This window comes from Bradyrhizobium daqingense (assembly GCF_021044685.1).
GTDB classification, from domain to species: Bacteria; Pseudomonadota; Alphaproteobacteria; order Rhizobiales; family Xanthobacteraceae; genus Bradyrhizobium; species Bradyrhizobium daqingense.
The window spans coordinates 3,944,196-3,957,968 of record NZ_CP088014.1; the positions used below are offsets into that span (position 1 = coordinate 3,944,196).

The following is a 13,773-nucleotide window of genomic DNA, read 5'->3' on the forward strand; positions in this document are numbered from 1 at the left end:
TAGTGGTCCGCCCCCAATCCAATCAACCGTCAGAGTGGTTCATGTCGAGCGCCTCGCCCGCCGTCTCGATCGGCATCGATTTTGGGACCAGCAACACGGTCGTCGCGCTCGCGGCGGACGATCGCCGCGTCGAGGCCGTCCGATTCGACCATGGCGGGCAGCGCCACAGCGTCTACGTCTCGGCGCTGTGCTTCTGGGAGGACCGGCCGGGCGCCGGCGCTCAGGCCGAGGGGGGTCCGTGGGCGATCGAGCAGTTTCTCGAAGGCCGGCACGTTTATCGCTTCCTCCAGTCGTTCAAGACCTTCGCGGCGAGCAGCAGCTTCAACACCACGCAAGTGTTCCGGCAGCGCTACAAGTTCGAGGACATTCTGGCCGCGTTCCTGCGGACGCTGGCGCGTCATGGCGGCGACAGGTTCGGCTTCGAGACCTCCAACATCACCGTCGGCCGTCCCGTGCGCTTCGCCGGCGGCAATCCCGACGAGGCGCTGGCCATGCAGCGCTACCGCGCCGCGTTCGAGCGTCTGGGTGCTGGCCACGCCCGCTATGTCTACGAGCCCGTCGGCGCCGCGTTCTCCTTTGCCCGCAGGCTGGAGCGCGATGCCACCGTGCTGGTGGCCGATTTCGGCGGCGGCACCAGCGATTTCTCCGTGATGCGCTTCTCGCGCGCCGGCGGCGTCTTGCGCGCCGACCCGCTCGGCCACGCCGGCATCGGCATTGCCGGCGACACGTTCGACTACCGCATCGTCGATCACATCGTCTCGCCGCGCCTCGGCAAGGGCTCCAGCTTCCGCTCCTTCGACAAGGTGCTGCCGGTCCCCAGCGGCCATTACACCAACCTCGCGCGCTGGCATCAGCTCGCGATGATGAAGAGCAACGGCGATCTGCGCGAGCTCCGTGAGCTGGCGCGTACCGCGCTGAAGCCGCAGCTGCTGGAGGATTTCATCACCATCGTCGACCTCGATCTCGGATTTTCGCTCTACCGCGCGGTGTCCGACGCCAAGGTCGCGTTGTCGGCGCAGGACCAGGTGGATTTCCGCTTCAAAGGCGGCGGCGTCGACATCGGTGCGGCCATCACACGGAAGAATTTCGACTCCTGGATCGCCGATGACATCGCCCGGCTGGGCGCCACCGTCGACAAGGTGCTTGGCCAAGCCGGCATCACCGCGCGCGAGGTCGAGAAGGTATTTTTGACCGGTGGCACGTCATTCGTGCCGGCCGTCCGAAAGCTGTTCGCAGAGCGCTTCGGCAACGAGCGGCTGATGTCGGGCGACCAGTTCGAGTCGATCGCCTATGGTCTCGCGCTGATCGGCCACAGCTCGGATCCGGACCGCTGGACGGCGGATGGCGGGCTCGCGCCGAAGTCGGGCGGGTGACGGTCGTTCCTCATTCTCCGTCATTGCAAGCGCAGCGAAGCAATCCAGAATCTTTCCACGGCGGCAGTCTGGATTGCTTCGTCGCAAGGGCTCCTCGCAATGACGACGTGGGGGAGATCTGTCTATCAAATCGACCAGTGCCGTAGGGTGGGCAAAGGCGCGAAGCGCCGTGCCCACCATCTTTCCAAGCTTGACCGAGCATTGGTGGGCACGCTGCGCTTTGCCCACCCTACTGTACTGACCTCGCCGCTACTGATTGATCTCCGGCTCGACCAGCTTCGCCAGATTCCGCAGCGATTCCTGCCAGCCGAGATAGCAAGCCTCCGGCGGGATGACGTCGGGAATGCCGGCCTGCGTGATGTCGATCTCGGTGCCGACTGAGACTTTCTTCAGGATCACCGTCACCTCGATCAGACCCGGCAAATTCGGATCGTCGAACTTGTCAGTGTAGCGCAGGCGTTCATTTGGTACGAGCTCGAGATATTCGCCGCCGAACGAGTGGCTGTGGCCCGTGGTGAAATTCCGGAACGACATCTTGAACGTGCCCCCGACCTTGGGCTCGAAATGATGCACGGTGCAGGTGAAACCGTTCGGCGGCAGCCATTTCGCCATCGCATCGGCCTCCAGGAAGGCGCGATAGACCTTCTCCGGGCTGGTGGCGAGAACGCGGTGCAGGCGGACAGTGCTGGGCATGGTTGTTATCCTCAGTGTTTGATGGGCCCGGGCTGGCCTCTATGGCCTATTCATGTCACGAGGACGACCGGGGAGCCGCCGATCCGACACGGCCTTGCAGATTTTTTGTCGCAGGGCCGACGTCGCGAGCCCGCCCGCCACTTGCGCCTGACGCGTCTTGTCCGCCCTTGCTGTTCGAGGATCTGGTGCTCGTCCCCCTGCGAAGGCGCCGCAGGGCACAGAAGCTCTGTCCAGATTCAACCGCGGCACGTGAGGAACACGGAGCGTGGTGGCTTGTTGTTCGCCATCACAACAGGAGACAATCAGATGATCAGGAAGCTCATGCTGAGTGCGGTGATCGCGTCGCTGATGGGATCCTCCGGAATGGCGCAGCCCAGCCAGGGTCAGCAAGGCGCGCAAGCCGGAGTGGGTGGAACGAGCGACACCACGAAAAACAGGGGCAAGGCCAAAGACGGCATGACGACCGGCACTTCGTCCGCCGGCACCACGGACGGCTCAGGCAGCAGCGCCCCAGGTGGACAATCTTCCAAGAAGAGCTCGACGCCCAAGTGAGCTAAGGCTCAAGTGAGCTGAGGCTCAAGCGAGCTCTGAATCAAGTGAGTTCAAGATCAAGTGTCAGGTGAGTTCAGGAGGCGCCCATGGTTTGGTCTAGGACCAAACGATGGGCGCAAACTTCAAGCCGCGGCGAAGAAGTTCTTCGCCGAGCAGACCAGCACGCTCCTTCGCTGCAGCTCCGACGAGGCGGTATTTGTGACCCAACGCCTTGTCGGCTTCGACCTGACGTCGAATGCTTTCGTAGAGGCGAACGACACTCTCGTCAGTCAGGTGATCGAAGCTACCGGCGGCCGGGGACGAAATGCCCGCGGCCGATCTGCTCTTTCGCAGAGCCGATACGACGGCATCAAGGGATTTCTCTTCGCTCATTGAAGGTGCCGCCCGACTGCTGATCGACGCACACTATGCAACCGGGCCGGGAGCAGCGGGATAACAAAAGTTAATTAACGGCATGCGGTGACGGACTTGGCCTGTGCCGCCACGTCCTGCCGTGTCATCGTAAACGCCAACCTGTAGCGACCGAGCATCGGATCGTCCCGTGCGCCCGCCGTTTGGAGCGATGAAGGCGAGAGCTGCCCGGCGATCACATTCTCGACCACATCGCTATCGTAACCTGACAACAGAATGATCCAGTCGGCGACACCGTCCTTTCCCCGGATCTGTTGTTCCGTGGTAGGCGAACCTGTACTGGGCGTATCGGTCAGGAGCAGGTGGCCGCCCGTCAGCCCCGGCTTCGAGGCGAGGGCGCCGAGCGTATCGAGAAGGTACGCCCGCAGCTCAGCGGCGCGTTCAGTGTGCGGCGACAGCCTGATGGTGGCGAGCGCGCCTGCGATGCCGCCGCCAAAGCTCGCGGCGATCCGGCATTGGCTGCGTACCATGCCGAGATGATGCGGCATCATCTTTGTCGACCACGGCGTCGGCGCGTTGAGCCGGTCGTGATATCCTTTCGAGGTCAGGACTTCGTATTGCTCGAGCTCGTACAGCACGAAGAAGCTTTCCGCATCCTTCGTGCTGCTCCAGCGCGATCCGCGCCGGAAGCCGGGAATGCTCATCCGTTCCGGAAAATGCTCATGCGAATGCCAGTCGCCGAACTCGCTGCGCTGCTCGGCGCGAACGCGCCACCACATCGCAACGGCCGCCTTGCCCAGCAGTGACATGGTGATCCTCCCTTTTTGGATACATTGCCTCAACGCCAGCGCCGGCCGCAAGGTATTCGAGCCCGACGAGCTGGGCCACAATTCCGCTATGGTTCTCGTTCAACTCGAGCGCGAAATCAGGGAGGCTTCCGTTGCGCAGGACGCTTTGGGCTTTCGCCATCACACTCTGCTGTCTTGGCTCGTCCGCTGACGCCGCCGGCATTCAGCTGCTCCAATCCGATCCGGCGCTGTCGGGCGCGATCTGGTATCCGTGCGCGATGGAGCCCGCGCATGTGGCGCTCGGCAATCTTTCGGTCGGCGCCGACTTCGGCCTCCAAGGCGTCAAGGATTGTCCTGTCGCGGGGGAAAAGTTGCCGCTGGTGATCGTCTCGCACGGCAGGGGCGGGTGGTTCGGCCAACACCATGACACAGTGGAGGCGCTGGCCGACGCCGGCTTTGTCGTCGCTGCCATCAATCATCCGGTGACACATACAGCGACTCCTCGCGCCGTGACACCCTGTCCGTCTGGGAATCGCGTCCGGCCGACTTGGTGCGTCTGCGCTCGATTTCGTCCTGAGGGACTGGAAGGACAGGGCGGTGATCGATCCGGCCAAGGTGGGCTTCTTCGGCTTCTCGCTTGGAGGTGCAACCGGCCTCGTGCTGATGGGGACCAAACCGGACTTTGCGCGAGTCGCCAGCCTTTGCAAGGAAACGACCGGCTCCTGCGCACAGCTCCACAACGGGGAGACGCCGCCTGAGCCAATACAGGATTCGCGCATCCGCGCTGCCGTCTTTGTCGATCCCGCGCCGGGCGTCCTGACGCGGGAGAACCTCACTGTCGTCAAGGTGCCGTTCCAGTTCTGGCGCTCGCAGTTTGGCGGCCCCGGCGTCGGAGATGGTTCAGGCACGGCACGCGTTGCTGAGGGCTTGCCGGGCAAAGCCCGATATCCACGTCGTGCCCGCCGGCCATTACGCGTTCCTCGCACCTTGTTCGGCCGAGCTGGCAGCGGCCGTGCCGCGCATCTGCACCGACGTGCCCGCCGGATTTGACCGGGCAGCGTTTCACCGCGAGTTCAACGCGGCTGTGGTGAGGTATTTTCGTGAGCAACTCGGAGAGCGCTGAACTTCGCGATCGAACGGGTGGTAAAATGTCTGCGAACGCCGAGGGCACCGCCAGCCTCTTCGTCGCTTCAAATCAAATCGCCACACTCCAGTCCGATTCCGCTGACACTTCCATTCGCATTGAATAGGCCCTGCGGCTGGCGCGAGTTCACGATGGCCCGCCGCATTGCGGAGATGTGCGAATGCTCGGCGCGAACGACGGGGGCATCAAGCGAATCCCCCAAGAAGAATCCCAGAAAGTTCACGAAGGGACGCGAACATGGACCAGCCAGGATGCGTGGGCGGTCTACCAGCTTCCCTTCAACGACCTGCTGTTCCGAGCACAATCCGTTCATCGCGCGCATTTCACCCCCAATCGCGTGCAGTTGAGCCGGCTGCTGAACATCAAGACCGGCGGGTGTCCGGAAGACTGCGGCTATTGCAGCCAGTCGTCGCATCATTCGACAGGCGTTGCGGCCTCCAAGCTGATGGACGCCGAGACGATCGTGGCCGAGGCGCGCAAAGCCAAGGCGAGCGGCGCGGCGCGCTATTGCATGGGAGCGGCCTGGCGTAACCCGAAGCCGCGCGACATGGATGCCATCGTCGAAGTCGTCGGTGCCGTGAAGCAGCTGGGGCTCGAAACCTGCATGACGCTCGGCATGCTCGACCGTGGGCAGGCCGGCCGGCTGAGCGCGGCCGGGCTCGATTACTACAATCACAACATCGATACGTCGGAACGCTATTATCCGAGCGTCGTCTCCACCCGCACATTCGCCGATCGTCTCGATACGCTTTCCCATGTCCGCGAGGCCGGCATGAAAGTATGCTGCGGCGGCATCCTCGGCATGGGCGAGAGCGAACAGGACCGCGTCGACATGCTGGTCACGCTCGCCAACCTCCCGGAAGCGCCGGAGAGCGTGCCGATCAACATGCTGATCCCTATACCGGGAACGCCGATGGCGAAAGCACCGCCGATTGGTCCGATCGAGTTCGTGCGCATCGTCGCGCTGGCGCGCATCATGATGCCGGCCTCCTTCGTGCGGCTGTCGGCCGGACGCTCGGCCATGACCGACGAGATGCAGGCGCTGTGCTTCTTTGCCGGCGCAAACTCGATCTTCGTCGGCGACACGCTGCTGACGGCGGGCAATCCGCAGGACGAGGCCGATCGAAAGCTGTTTGGCCGGCTCGGGCTGGAAGCTCTCTGAGGCAAGGGTGCTCCTGGAAAGGCGCTGAGCGCCTTTCCCGGTTGCGCGGGGTGTCCGTTCGAGATCGACGCCCGACGAGAACGAGCGCCGCAACTGGCTTCGCTTCGAGCAGCGTGTGTGTCCGGATGATGCCATACTACCCCTGTTTTGCCCGACGCTTGAAAAAATTTTCGCTAAATCAGAAATATCCTTTTGCATCAACGGGTTCCCTACTGTGCATGGGGTTGTTTTTTCAGTTTCTGATTTGAGCCTGTCGAAAAGCACCCGCCTCAAAGCAAAAGGGCCGCCCGATCGGGCGGCCCTTTCGTCTCGTTCGATGCGGTCGCGCTTACTCCGCGGCCTGCTTCTGCGGCGGATCGAGCGCGCCGGACTTGTGGATCTCGGCGACCTGGTGATCGGAGAAGCCGAGCACCGTGCGCAGGATCTCGTCGGTATGCTCGCCGAGCAGCGGGGAGCGCTCGACGTCGCTCGGGCTATCCGACAGCTTGATCGGGTTGCCGACCGAGAGGTACTTGCCGCGGGTGGGGTGGTCGACCTCGACGACGGTGCCGGTCGCGCGCAGCGACTGGTCTTCGGCGAGCTCCTTCATCGACAGGATCGGGCCGCAGGGGATGTCGTCCTTGTTGAGGATCTCCATCGCCTCGAACTTGGTCTTGGTCATCGTCCACTGCTCGATGCGGGCGAAGATCTCGTTGAGACGCGGCAGGCGGGCGGCCGGCTTGGCGTAGTTCGGATCGGTCTTCCAGGTGGGCTCGCCGATCACGTCGCAGATCTTCTCCCAGACCGGGGCCTGGGTGATGAAGTAGATGTAGGCGTTGGGATCGGTCTCCCAGCCTTTGCACTTCAGGATGCGGCCGGGCTGGCCGCCGCCGGAATCGTTGCCGGCCCGCGGCACGGCATCGCCGAACGGAATGCCTTCGCCGAACTGGCTGTATTCCTTGAGCGGGCCGTGGGCGAGGCGCTGCTGGTCGCGCAGCTTGACGCGGGAGAGGTTGAGCACGCCGTCCTGCATCGCGGCCGTGACGCGCTGGCCCTTGCCCGAATGCGTGCGCTGGTAGAGCGCGGTGACGATGCCGAGCGCGAGGTGCAGGCCGGTGCCGGAATCGCCGATCTGCGCGCCGGTGACGAGCGGCAGGCCGTCGCGGAAGCCGGTGGTGGAGGCGGCGCCGCCGGTGCACTGCGCGACGTTCTCATAGACCTTGCAGTCCTCGTACGGGCCGGGGCCAAAACCCTTGATCGAGGCGACGATCATCTTCGGGTTGATCGCCTGGATCTTCTCCCAGGGGAAGCCCATGCGGTCGAGCACGCCGGGGCCGAAATTCTCGACCAGCACGTCGCACTTCTTGATCAGCTCGGTGAGGACTTCCTTGCCCTTGGGGTTCTTGGTGTCGAGCGTGATCGAGCGCTTGTTGTGGTTGAGCATGGTGAAATACAGGCTGTCCACGTTCGGGATATCCTGCAGCTGGCCGCGGGTGATGTCACCCACGCCCGGACGTTCCACCTTGATCACGTCGGCGCCGAACCAGGCCAAGAGCTGCGTGCAGGTCGGTCCGGACTGCACGTGGGTGAAGTCGAGAATGCGAACGCCCTTGAGCGCTTTGGTCATCATGTTGCTCCGTACTCTGTCTGCCCCTGCGCCCGGCAGGGAATAAGGGTTGAGGGGTGGCTGAAGCGCACTTGGCGCTTCAGCTCTATTGTTTGGGCATGATCTGTCCGGAAAACCGCTGCACGGTTTTCCGGATCATGCCTTACTTCTTCTTCTGCAGAACGCTCTGCGGATTGAGGTTGCCGATGCGGCCGCTCTCCGAGCCCGCGGCCGGATCGATCACCGCGTTGATCAGCGTCGGCTTGCCCGACTTCATGGCTTCGTTGACGGCGCGCTTGAGTTCGTCCGGCGAGGTGGCATTCACGCCGACGCCGCCGAAGGCTTCCATCATCTTGTCGTAGCGCGCGCCCTTGACGAACACGGTCGTCGCGGGATCGGCGTTCGCGCCGTTGACGTCGGTGCCGCGATAGATGCCGTCATTGTTGAAGATGACGACGCAGATCGGCAGGTTGTAGCGGCAGATGGTCTCGACCTCCATGCCGGAGAAGCCGAACGCCGAGTCGCCTTCCACCGCGAGGACGGGATGACCGGTCTCGAGCGCGGCGGCGATCGCCTGGCCCATGCCGATACCCATCACACCCCAGGTGCCGACGTCGAGACGCTTGCGCGGCTTGTACATGTCGATGACGCCGCGGGCGAGATCGAGCGTGTTGGCGCCTTCGTTGACGAGGATCGCCTCGGGATACTCCTTGATGACGTTCTTCAGCACGCCGAGCGCGCCGTGATAGTCCATCGGCGATTTGTTGTTCATCAGCTTCGGCGCCATCTTGGCGACGTTCTCTTCGCGCTTGGACGAGATCGCCTTGGTCCATTCGGCGGGCGGGGCGGTCCAGCCCGTTGCCATCGCCTGGTTGAAGGCGGAGACGACCGAGCCGATGTCGCCGACCACGGGCGCGACGATCTCGACGTTGGAGTCCATCTCACGCGGCTCGATGTCGACCTGGATGAACTTCTTCGGCGCTTCGCCCCAGCTCTTGCCCTTGCCGTGCGAGAGCAGCCAGTTCAGCCGCGCGCCGATCAGCATGACGACGTCGGAGTCCTTCAGCACGGTCGAGCGGGCCGCGCCAGCGCATTGCGGATGGGTGTCGGGGAGGAGACCCTTGGCCATGCTCATCGGGAGGAACGGCACGCCGCTCTTCTCGACGAAGCTCTTGATCTCCTCGTCGGCCTGCGCGTAGGCCGCGCCCTTGCCGAGGATGATGAGCGGACGCTTGGCGCTCTTGAGCACATCGAGCGCGCGCTTGACCGAAGCCGGCGAGGGGATCTGCGCGGGCGCCGCGTCGATCACCTTGACCAGCGACTTCTGGCCGGCCTCGGCGTTCATCACCTGGCCGAACAGCTTGGCCGGCAGGTCGAGATAAACGCCGCCCGGACGGCCCGAGACCGCGGCGCGGATGGCGCGGGCGAAGCCGATGCCGATGTCCTGGGCGTGCAGCACGCGGTAGGCCGCCTTGCACAGCGGCTTGGCGATCGCGAGCTGATCCATCTCCTCGTAGTCGCCCTGCTGGAGATCGACGATCTCGCGCTCGGAGGAGCCCGAGACCAGGATCATCGGATAGCAGTTGGTGGTGGCGTGGGCGAGGGCGGTGAGACCATTGAGGAAACCGGGCGCCGAGACGGTGAGGCACACGCCGGGCTTCTTGGTGAGATAGCCGGCGATGCCCGCGGCATAGCCGGCGTTCTGCTCGTGACGGAAGGAGATCACGCGAATACCGGCGGCCTGTGCCATGCGGCCCAAATCCGTGATCGGGATGCCCGGCACATTATAGATGGTGTTGATGCCGTTCAGCTTGAGCGCGTCGATGACGAGATGAAAGCCATCCGTCAGCTCCTGCTCGGTGCCCGGTGCCTCGGACTTGGTCGCGGTATTCAGCATGGGCCTTGTCTCCCTGGTCTCAAGATGCGGGGCGAATTGTTCGCCCTTCTGGTGAAGTTGCTAGGTAAAGAGTTCCTGGCCATGCGCTTCGACGTAAGCGGCAAGGCCGAGCGTGTGGTCGCGGGCGCGCTTCTCGGCGAGCTCGGTGTCGCGCGCCTCCAGTGCTTCGATCATGGCGAGGTGCTCGGGCAGCGAGGTCGCCGTGCGGTCCTTGCGTCCGATGGTCAGCTGGCGATAGCCGCGCACGTGCAGGAGGAGGTCGTTGGTGAGATCGACCAGCACGGGGGATTCCGACAGCGAGATCAGCGCCTGGTGGAAAGCGATGTTGGCGCGCGAATACTCCTCGACGTGATCCTCGGGCAGGCGGTCCTTGCTGAAATCCTTGAAGTAGTCGCGCAGCGCGGTGATGTCCTTCTTGCGCGCGGTGGTGGTGATGAGCCGCGCGGCCATGCTCTCCAGCGCCGCCCAGGCGCGGATCATGTCGACGATCTCGCTCTTGGTCCTGCGCACCACCATGATGCCGCGGCGGGGAACGGTCTTCACGAAACCGTCCTGCTCGAGCATCGCGATCGCTTCGCGGATCGGCGTGCGGCTGACGCCGAGACGTTCGGACAGCGCGCGCTCGTCGAGCATCACCGGCTCGGGCGTCGAATAGATGTCCATCTTGAGGATGGCTTCCTTCAAGGCATCATACGCCTTGTTCTTGAAGCTGCTCTCCGGGGCAATACGAACGATTGCGATGTCTGCCTCGGCCATGTTCGGCAACGCCTTGGTTGGTTTCCGTAGTGACACGACGAATCTCCTCCAGTGGGGAGTCGTCTTTTACAGGAATATTAACGAGAAAGTTTTTGGCATACCACATGCCAGAATGTCAAGGCGGCTATTTTTTGCGGCGTTCTAAGCTGCACTCTGACTTGACAAGTTGGCTTCTGGCATACCAAATGCCATCGCCAGCCATTTTTGATCCAAGCCGGCGGAGTAGTGTTGGGCTTTATGCCACTCCGTTCCGCGGCATGGAGCACAGCGCGGCGAATGGCAAGCATCACGGGCAGCCGCAAACACGCGCGCGCTTTGAAAAGAACGAACTGAGGTCAAGGGAGAAGCCACATGTCCAATTCCAAAGATGCCGTCCGCAAGGTGCTTGACCAGGTCAAGGCGGACAACCGCACCAGCCTGACGGCCCCGGAAGGCAAGCTGGTCTGCGACGCCTACGGCATTCCGGTGCCGAAGGAAGGCGTGGCGAAGTCGGCCGGCGAGGCCGGCAAGATGGCCTCGTCGATGGGCTTCCCGGTGGTGATGAAGATCGTCTCGCCGGACATTCTCCACAAGACCGAAGCTGGCGGCGTCATCGTCGGCCTCAAGACGGCGGACGAGGCCGAGAAGGCCTACGAGACCATTCTCGGCAACGCCAAGAAATACAAGTCCGATGCCAAGATCGAAGGCGTCCAGGTGCAGCAGATGCTGGCCGGCGGTACCGAAGTCATCGTCGGCTCGATCACCGACGGCTCGTTCGGCAAGCTGGTCGCCTTCGGCCTGGGCGGCGTGCTGGTCGAGGTGCTCAAGGACATCACCTTCCGCCTCGCGCCCGCGACCAAAGAAGATGCGCTCTCGATGCTCGACGGCATCCAGGCCCATGAGATCCTGAAGGGCGTCCGCGGCGGCGAGCCGGTGAACCGCACGGCGCTGGCCGACGTTATCGTCAAGGTCTCGCAGCTCGTCACCGATTTCCCCGAGATCGTCGAGCTCGATCTCAACCCGGTGTTCGCGACGCCGAAGGATGCGACCGCCGCCGACGTCCGCATCGTCGTCGACTTCGCCTATGTTCCGAAGCCCAAGCCGCGCCCGACCGAAGAGATCGTGGCAGCGATGAACCGCATCATGCAGCCGAAGGCCGTCGCCGTGGTCGGTGCGTCCGCCGAGGACGGCAAGATCGGCAATTCCGTGATGAAGAACCTCATCAACGGCGGCTACAAGGGCGATATCTATCCGATCCATCCCAAAGCAGCCGAGATCCTCGGCTACAAGGCCTATAAGAGCGTCAAGGACGTGCCCGGCGTGATCGACGTCGCGGTGTTCGCGATCCCCGCGAAGTTCGTGACGGCGGCGCTGACCGAATGCGGCGAGAAGAAGATTCCCGGCGCGGTGCTGATCCCGTCGGGCTTCGCGGAAGCCGGCGCACCGGAACTTCAAGCCGAGATCGTCGAGGTCGGCAAGAAGTACGACATCCGCCTGATGGGGCCGAACATCTACGGCTTCTATTATACTCCGGCCAATCTCTGCGCGACCTTCTGCACCGCCTACGACGTCAAGGGCCACGCGGCGCTGTCGTCGCAGTCGGGCGGCATCGGCATGGCCATCATCGGCTTCTCGCGCTCCGCCAAGATGGGCGTCTCCGCGATCGTGGGCCTCGGCAACAAGTCCGACATCGACGAGGACGATCTGCTCGCCTTCTTCGAGCAGGATCCGAACACCAATCTGATCGCGCAGCACTGCGAAGACCTCAAGGACGGCCGCGCCTTTGCGGAAGCGGCCAAGCGCGTCTCCAAGAAGAAGCCGGTCGTCGTGCTCAAGGCCGGCCGTACCTCGGCGGGTGCGAAGGCCGCGTCCTCGCACACCGGCGCACTCGCCGGCAACGATCGCATCTATGAGGACGTCTTCAAGCAGTCCGGCGTGATCCGTGCCCGGTCCTTGCGTCAGCTGCTCGAATTCGCCCGCGGCGTGCCGGTACTGCCGACGCCGAAGGGTGAGAACGTGCTGATCATCACCGGGGCCGGCGGCTCGGGCGTGCTGCTCTCGGACTCCTGCGTCGACAACGGCCTGTCGCTGATGTCGATGCCGCCGGATCTCGATGCCGCCTTCCGCAAGTTCATCCCGCCGTTCGGTGCGGCCGGAAATCCCGTGGATATCACCGGCGGCGAGCCGCCGATCACCTACGTCAACACGGTGAAGCTCGGCCTCTCGGACGAGCGTATCCATGCGCTGATCCTCGGCTATTGGCACACCATCGTCACTCCGCCGATGGTGTTCGCCCGCAACATGGTGGAGGTGAAGAAGGAGATGGAGGCCAAGGGCTTCGTGAAGCCCATGGTCGCCTCGCTCGCCGGCGACGTCGAGGTCGAGGAAGCCGCCGAATATCTCTACCAGAACGGCATCCCGGCCTACGCCTATTCGACCGAGCTCCCGGTCGAGGTGTTAGGGGCCAAGTACAAGTGGGCGCGCGGGGCAGGGCTGCTCTGAGCTTGCGTTCGCCTCTCCCCGCTCGCGGGGAGAGGCCGGAATTTGCGTCGCAAATTCCGGGTGAGGGGGCGCGATGAGCAAGAACACGATCCGCCGCAAATCGCTTGAGCCCAGATCGCCCGCAGAGGCCGATCATGAAGGCCGCGACGGCGGCGTGCAGTCCGTCGACCGCGCGCTGTCGATCATCGAAACGCTGGCCGAGGACGACGAAGGTTATCGGCTCAGCGATCTCGCCGTCCGCACCGGCCTGTCCGCCTCGACGGTGCACCGCCTGCTGGCGACGCTGGAAAGCCGCCGCTTCGTGCAGTTCGACCGCGCCGAATCCAAATGGCACGTCGGCGTACGCAGCTTCACGGTCGGCGCGAGCTTTGCGCGGCGGCGCAACTTCTCCACCCAGGCAATCCCCTACTTGCGCAAGCTGCGCGATCTCACCCGCGAGACCGCCAATCTCGCAGTGGTCGACGACGAGTTCATCATCGTGCTGACCCGCATGGAAAGCCGCGAGATCATGCGCTCGCTGACCCAGGTCGGTGGCCGGGTCCCCATGGTGACCTCGGGCGTCGGCAAGGCCGTGCTCGCAACCTATTCCGACGAGGACGTCGGAGCCGTCATCCGCCATCACGGCATGCCGCGGCTGACCGAGAAGTCGATCGTCCGGCCGAGCGACCTGTTCAGGGAGCTCGAAAAGATCCGCAAGCAGGGCTACGCCCTTGACGACGAAGAGGCCTGTATCGGCCTGCGCTGCGTTGCGGCGGTCGTTTACAACGACTGCGCAGAGCCGCTCGCGGCGATTTCGGTCTCCGGGATGACCAGCCGGCTGACCGACCAGAGATTGCCGGAAATCGGGCAAATCGTGCGGGATGTCGCCGCCGAACTGACTGCGGCGCTCGGCGGGGTGGTCCGGACGCCCCGCTGATCACCCCCCGGGGGTCTCCACTGGACAGCATCGGCCGTTTTGGCTGATATGCGACCAAACGACACAATGCGGCAA

Annotated in this window: 12 protein-coding genes; 6 read left to right on the forward strand and 6 right to left on the reverse strand. The window is 63.8% G+C overall.

Annotated features, from left to right (window positions below; genetic code table 11):
- Positions 1-41 precede the first annotated feature (41 nt).
- A complete protein-coding gene (locus LPJ38_RS18690) occupies positions 42-1,373 on the forward strand; it encodes an Hsp70 family protein (RefSeq protein WP_145627477.1) in 1,332 nt (443 codons plus the stop codon).
- Positions 1,374-1,622: 249 nt separating this feature from the next.
- Here the strand turns inward: LPJ38_RS18690 and LPJ38_RS18695 are convergent, their stop codons facing one another.
- A complete protein-coding gene (locus LPJ38_RS18695; protein ID WP_061848823.1) occupies positions 1,623-2,066 on the reverse strand; it encodes an SRPBCC family protein in 444 nt (147 codons plus the stop codon).
- Positions 2,067-2,372: 306 nt separating this feature from the next.
- Between LPJ38_RS18695 and LPJ38_RS18700 the strand changes: the two genes are divergently transcribed.
- Entirely contained in the window at positions 2,373-2,618 is a 246-nt protein-coding gene (locus LPJ38_RS18700) for a hypothetical protein (RefSeq protein WP_145627475.1), read from the forward strand.
- A 96-nt stretch (positions 2,619-2,714) separates the two neighbouring features.
- Here the strand turns inward: LPJ38_RS18700 and LPJ38_RS18705 are convergent, their stop codons facing one another.
- Together LPJ38_RS18705 and LPJ38_RS18710 are read right to left on the reverse strand one after the other, a co-directional pair.
- Entirely contained in the window at positions 2,715-2,990 is a 276-nt protein-coding gene (locus LPJ38_RS18705) for a hypothetical protein (protein WP_231088655.1), read from the reverse strand.
- Positions 2,991-3,064: 74 nt separating this feature from the next.
- Complete coding sequence (locus LPJ38_RS18710) at positions 3,065-3,778, reverse strand: hypothetical protein (protein WP_145627472.1); 714 nt, start codon at positions 3,776-3,778, stop codon at positions 3,065-3,067.
- 576 nt (positions 3,779-4,354) lie between these two features.
- Between LPJ38_RS18710 and LPJ38_RS18715 the strand changes: the two genes are divergently transcribed.
- Both LPJ38_RS18715 and bioB read left to right on the forward strand, forming a co-directional pair.
- Positions 4,355-4,807 (forward strand): alpha/beta hydrolase, encoded by a 453-nt coding sequence (locus LPJ38_RS18715; protein WP_231088656.1) that lies wholly within the window; start codon positions 4,355-4,357, stop codon positions 4,805-4,807.
- A 254-nt stretch (positions 4,808-5,061) separates the two neighbouring features.
- A complete protein-coding gene (gene bioB / locus LPJ38_RS18720) occupies positions 5,062-6,063 on the forward strand; it encodes a biotin synthase BioB (RefSeq protein WP_145627469.1) in 1,002 nt (333 codons plus the stop codon).
- 328 nt (positions 6,064-6,391) lie between these two features.
- Here the strand turns inward: bioB and frc are convergent, their stop codons facing one another.
- The 3 genes from frc to LPJ38_RS18735 all read right to left on the reverse strand — a co-directional run bounded on the left by frc (position 6,392) and on the right by LPJ38_RS18735 (position 10,301).
- The gene (gene frc, locus LPJ38_RS18725; RefSeq protein WP_145627467.1) at positions 6,392-7,669 is read right to left on the reverse strand and encodes a formyl-CoA transferase; all 1,278 of its coding nucleotides are present in this window, start codon (positions 7,667-7,669) and stop codon (positions 6,392-6,394) included.
- 142 nt (positions 7,670-7,811) lie between these two features.
- On the reverse strand, positions 7,812-9,545 hold the full coding sequence (oxc, locus tag LPJ38_RS18730; RefSeq protein ID WP_145627463.1) for an oxalyl-CoA decarboxylase: 1,734 nt from the start codon (positions 9,543-9,545) through the stop codon (positions 7,812-7,814).
- A gap of 60 nt (positions 9,546-9,605) precedes the next feature.
- Complete coding sequence (locus tag LPJ38_RS18735) at positions 9,606-10,301, reverse strand: GntR family transcriptional regulator (protein ID WP_167520213.1); 696 nt, start codon at positions 10,299-10,301, stop codon at positions 9,606-9,608.
- Between the two features lie 351 nt (positions 10,302-10,652).
- On the opposite strand from LPJ38_RS18735, the gene LPJ38_RS18740 reads away from it, so the two are divergent.
- Together LPJ38_RS18740 and LPJ38_RS18745 are read left to right on the forward strand one after the other, a co-directional pair.
- Positions 10,653-12,782, forward strand: a complete 2,130-nt coding sequence (locus LPJ38_RS18740) for an acetate--CoA ligase family protein (protein WP_145627457.1) — start codon at positions 10,653-10,655, stop codon at positions 12,780-12,782.
- 73 nt (positions 12,783-12,855) lie between these two features.
- A complete protein-coding gene (locus LPJ38_RS18745) occupies positions 12,856-13,698 on the forward strand; it encodes an IclR family transcriptional regulator (RefSeq protein ID WP_145627454.1) in 843 nt (280 codons plus the stop codon).
- The last annotated feature ends 75 nt before the right edge of the window (positions 13,699-13,773 follow it).

What these genes read in the sequence shown, in the direction of transcription:
- LPJ38_RS18690 (WP_145627477.1), top strand. Translation starts at nt 42, where the DNA reads ATGTCGAGCGCCTCGCCCGCCGTCTCGATCGGCATCGATTTTGGGACC.
- LPJ38_RS18695 (WP_061848823.1), bottom strand. Translation starts at nt 2,066, where the DNA reads ATGCCCAGCACTGTCCGCCTGCACCGCGTTCTCGCCACCAGCCCGGAG.
- LPJ38_RS18700 (WP_145627475.1), top strand. Translation starts at nt 2,373, where the DNA reads ATGATCAGGAAGCTCATGCTGAGTGCGGTGATCGCGTCGCTGATGGGA.
- LPJ38_RS18705 (WP_231088655.1), bottom strand. Translation starts at nt 2,990, where the DNA reads ATGAGCGAAGAGAAATCCCTTGATGCCGTCGTATCGGCTCTGCGAAAG.
- LPJ38_RS18710 (WP_145627472.1), bottom strand. Translation starts at nt 3,778, where the DNA reads ATGTCACTGCTGGGCAAGGCGGCCGTTGCGATGTGGTGGCGCGTTCGC.
- bioB (WP_145627469.1), top strand. Translation starts at nt 5,062, where the DNA reads ATGCTCGGCGCGAACGACGGGGGCATCAAGCGAATCCCCCAAGAAGAA.
- frc (WP_145627467.1), bottom strand. Translation starts at nt 7,669, where the DNA reads ATGACCAAAGCGCTCAAGGGCGTTCGCATTCTCGACTTCACCCACGTG.
- oxc (WP_145627463.1), bottom strand. Translation starts at nt 9,545, where the DNA reads ATGCTGAATACCGCGACCAAGTCCGAGGCACCGGGCACCGAGCAGGAG.
- LPJ38_RS18735 (WP_167520213.1), bottom strand. Translation starts at nt 10,301, where the DNA reads ATGGCCGAGGCAGACATCGCAATCGTTCGTATTGCCCCGGAGAGCAGC.
- LPJ38_RS18740 (WP_145627457.1), top strand. Translation starts at nt 10,653, where the DNA reads ATGTCCAATTCCAAAGATGCCGTCCGCAAGGTGCTTGACCAGGTCAAG.
- LPJ38_RS18745 (WP_145627454.1), top strand. Translation starts at nt 12,856, where the DNA reads ATGAGCAAGAACACGATCCGCCGCAAATCGCTTGAGCCCAGATCGCCC.